At 50.2% G+C, this 3,232-nt stretch carries 3 protein-coding genes, 1 tRNA gene and 2 rRNA genes; 5 read left to right on the top strand and 1 reads right to left on the bottom strand.

From position 1 onward, the window contains the following. From FT726_RS26535 to dkgB, 4 genes are all read left to right on the top strand, one after another. Positions 1–350, top strand: a 23S ribosomal RNA gene (locus tag FT726_RS26535); the annotation flags it as partial. Between the two features lie 110 nt (positions 351–460). Beyond that, positions 461–576, top strand: a 5S ribosomal RNA gene (rrf, locus tag FT726_RS26530). A 102-nt stretch (positions 577–678) separates the two neighbouring features. Beyond that, positions 679–755, top strand: a tRNA-Asp gene (locus tag FT726_RS26525). Between the two features lie 170 nt (positions 756–925). Next, the gene (gene dkgB / locus FT726_RS26520) at positions 926–1,729 is read left to right on the top strand and encodes a 2,5-didehydrogluconate reductase DkgB (RefSeq protein ID WP_346303775.1); all 804 of its coding nucleotides are present in this window, start codon (positions 926–928) and stop codon (positions 1,727–1,729) included. 12 nt (positions 1,730–1,741) lie between these two features. Here dkgB and yafC read toward each other — a convergent pair whose 3' ends face one another. Next, on the bottom strand, positions 1,742–2,650 hold the full coding sequence (yafC, locus tag FT726_RS26515) for a DNA-binding transcriptional regulator YafC (protein WP_166933607.1): 909 nt from the start codon (positions 2,648–2,650) through the stop codon (positions 1,742–1,744). A 100-nt stretch (positions 2,651–2,750) separates the two neighbouring features. On the opposite strand from yafC, the gene FT726_RS26510 reads away from it, so the two are divergent. Next, positions 2,751–3,232 (top strand): MFS transporter (locus FT726_RS26510; protein WP_346303774.1); only part of this gene is annotated, 482 nt, incomplete at its 3' end.

Here is a 3,232-nt window from a genome sequence, read left to right as displayed (position 1 = left end):
TCGCCGTTTAAAGTGGTACGCGAGCTGGGTTTAGAACGTCGTGAGACAGTTCGGTCCCTATCTGCCGTGGGCGCTGGAGAATTGAGGGGGGTTGCTCCTAGTACGAGAGGACCGGAGTGAACGCACCACTGGTGTTCGGGTTGTCATGCCAATGGCATTGCCCGGTAGCTAAGTGCGGAAAAGATAAGTGCTGAAAGCATCTAAGCACGAAACTTGCCCCGAGATGAGTTCTCCCTGACTCCCAGAGAGTCCTGAAGGGACGTTGAAGACGACGACGTTGATAGGCCGGATGTGTAAGTGCAGCGATGCATTGAGCTAACCGGTACTAATGACCCGTGAGGCTTAACCTTACAACGCCAGAGGCGTTTTTGAGAGACGCGAGTAGATTTTCAGCTTTGTTCAAACGGATTGGTTTGCGTGGTTACGGAAGTAAGGTAACGGCGTGAATAAACAGAATTTGCCTGGCGGCTTTAGCGCGGTGGTCCCACCTGACCCCATGCCGAACTCAGAAGTGAAACGCCGTAGCGCCGATGGTAGTGTGGGGCCTCCCCATGCGAGAGTAGGGAACTGCCAGGCATCAATTTAAGACTCATTCGTGAGTCGTGACCTTTCAGGTGACACTGAAAGGGCGAAACACCCGAAGTCAGAACGGTTTTCTGATTTTGGTACAGAATCGGTGGAGCGGTAGTTCAGTTGGTTAGAATACCTGCCTGTCACGCAGGGGGTCGCGGGTTCGAGCCCCGTCCGTTCCGCCACTTAATTGATAAGCCCTGACTTAATAAGTCAGGGCTTTTTCATGTCTAAAATTCCAGCTCAATTGTTGATTTAATCGCAATATTCTTCTGCTTATAAGCGGATTTTTCAGCAATAATAATGCTGCCACAATGTTCCCCATCGAAATCATTCACAAAACGATGAGGAAAACATGACAATCCCTGCCTTTGGTTTAGGTACTTTTCGCCTGCAAGACGATGTTGTAATTCATTCCGTAAAGACAGCACTGGAACTGGGTTATCGTGCCATCGACACCGCGCAAATCTATGAAAATGAGGCTGCTGTTGGTCAGGCCATTTTTGAAAGTGGAATAGATCGTCACCAACTCTTTATTACCACCAAGATTTGGATCGAAAACCTATCGGCTGAAAAACTGATGCCGAGTTTGCAGCAAAGTCTGTCAAAACTGCGCACCAATTATGTCGATCTTACATTGATCCACTGGCCTTCACCCGGCGCAGCAGTATCGGTAAAAGAGAGTATGCAGGCATTAATGGCTGCGAAAGAAGCAGGGCTGACGCGTCAAATCGGCATTTCAAACTTCCCGATTGCGTTGATGAAAGAGGCCATTGCTGCGGTTGGCATTGAAAACATCGCCACGAACCAGATTGAACTCCATCCGTTCCTGCAAAACCGCGAAGTTGTTGAGTTTGCTAAGCAGCAAGGAATGCATATCACGTCTTACATGACACTGGCTTATGGAGAGGCTCTGAGGGATGAGACCATCCAGTCGATTGCGCACAAACACCGGGCGACACCGGCACAAATCGTTCTGGCGTGGGCGATGCAATCTGGCTTCAGCGTGATCCCTTCTTCGACTAAGCGCGATAATCTGGCCAGCAATATGGATGCTGCTAACTTAACGCTTGATGCGGAGGATATGAAAATCATCTCATCACTGGATCGCCAGCAGCGGTTGGTCAGCCCTGAAGGATTGGCTCCGGACTGGGATTAAGTGACGAAGTATTCAGCCCTGCATTCGCCAGGGCTGTTGCTTAACCCACTCACTGAGAAAGTCGATAAAAGCACGTGCTCGTTGGCTAACGCCCAGATCGCTGTAATAGACCGCGTTGAACGGCATCGCTACGGGGACTCGCTGCTGCGGCAACACCTCAATAAATGTTCCATCCGCGATTTCGCTGTCTACCATGTAATCGGAGAGACAAGCGATACCTTGATCATCAAGACACAGTTGTTTAATGGTTTCACCGCTGTTTGAGGACATTCCCGGCACGATGTCATAAAGATCATGACCATTCTCAGAAACAGGCCAACGGTTCAGGCGCAGCGGTTCTACGAAACCAAGGCATTCATGATTTATCAAATCTGATGTCGAAATGGGGACGCCCCTTTTCGCCAGATAAGCCGGAGTTGCTACCAATTTGCGATAGCTGATAAACAGCAAACGTGCTCGTAAGGTTGAGTCCGTCAGATTGCCTGCGCGAATAGCCACATCGACTTTACGTTCAATCAGATTAATAAAACTCTCAGACGAAATCAGCGACAGGGTGACGTCGGGGTAGCGCTCACGGAAGGGTTTAATCATCGGCAGAATCAAATGCAGAATGACCGGCGTGGCAGCGTCTATGCGCAGAAGACCTTGCGGAGCTTGCTGACGTTCCATGAGCTCATTTTCAGCGGTCGACATCTCCTGCATAAGTTTCTGAACGCGTTTAAAGTAGTCCTCACCTTCCTGAGTGAGCGCGAGCTGACGCGTGGTGCGCGTGAGTAATGCCACTCCAAGTTTATTCTCCAGCTTTTTAACTGTGCGGCTCACCGCCGAATTTGCCATCTGCAATTGTTCCGCCGCACGGCTAAAACTGCCGCTTTCGACCACAGCAATAAAAACTTTTAACTCATCCGACGATGCTTTCATTATGCTCCCCGAAGCAAAAGTCTATTCTCACTTTGCATCTTTTTGTCATTAAAGCATGAGTCGATAATGACGCCCATCAAAACATTCATGGGAGTCAATCATGCCACTTGCACTCTGGGCGCTGACTATCAGCGCCTTCGCTATCGGAACCACAGAATTCGTTATCGTCGGTCTTATTCCTACGATTGCGGAACAACTTAACATCACGTTGCCTTCCGCAGGAATGCTGGTGTCAATTTATGCCCTTGGTGTCGCCGTGGGGGCGCCAGTGCTGACCGCTTTAACCGGCAAAGTGCCGCGCAAGCCACTGCTGATAGGGTTTATGGTGCTCTTTACGTTGGGCAACCTGGTCGCCTGGTTGGCACCGAACTATGAGACATTGGTGATTGCTCGATTGCTAACGGGATTGGCACACGGTGTTTTCTTCTCAGTCGGTTCGACGATTGCGACCAGCCTGGTAAGCAAAGAGAAGGCAGCAAGTGCCATCGCCATCATGTTTGGCGGTCTGACGGTAGCATTGGTGACCGGTGTGCCCCTGGGTACGCTGATTGGTCAGCACTTTGGCTGGCGTGAAAGCTTCCT

It is taken from the genome of Pantoea sp. Morm (assembly GCF_016643525.1).
GTDB lineage: Bacteria > Pseudomonadota > Gammaproteobacteria > Enterobacterales > Enterobacteriaceae > Pantoea > Pantoea dispersa.
The sequence above is the reverse complement of the archived record's forward strand: the minus strand, read 5'-3'. Positions and strand labels throughout refer to the sequence as shown.

Bases quoted from the DNA above. Each gene is read 5' to 3' on its own strand.
- dkgB (WP_346303775.1), top strand. From the start codon at position 926: ATGACAATCCCTGCCTTTGGTTTAGGTACTTTTCGCCTGCAAGACGAT.
- yafC (WP_166933607.1), bottom strand. From the start codon at position 2,650: ATGAAAGCATCGTCGGATGAGTTAAAAGTTTTTATTGCTGTGGTCGAA.